Genomic DNA, 274 nt, shown 5'->3' on the forward strand with positions numbered 1-274 from the left:
GGATCTCCACTGAGCGGTTGTTGTTGCCGGTCTGTCCCACTAGCGAGTTGCCCGCGTACTGCCACACCATCTTGATGGGGGCGCTGAGCTTGACATTCGTCGGCTTGCCGTGCTCGTCGATGGGAACCTTGTTGGCACGTACTCCGGGGGCTGGCTTTTCACACACCCCAGAGTTGAAGGTGTCCATCTGCTCACCATGGTCGATGGCGTCCAGCCAAGAGAACACTGGGATGATCTTGTTGGATTTGGTATTGGTGATCTCAGTGTTGAAGGG

At 56.6% G+C, this 274-nt stretch carries 1 protein-coding gene; it reads right to left on the reverse strand.

Features of this window, described 5'->3' with window-relative positions; translation table 11 throughout:
• Positions 1 to 274, reverse strand: a 274-nt coding sequence (locus FVA95_RS29785; RefSeq protein ID WP_205016070.1) for a hypothetical protein, incomplete at both ends; no start/stop codon positions are given.

This window comes from Pseudonocardia sp. EV170527-09, from assembly GCF_008369905.1.
In the GTDB taxonomy this organism is placed as follows: domain Bacteria; phylum Actinomycetota; class Actinomycetes; order Mycobacteriales; family Pseudonocardiaceae; genus Pseudonocardia.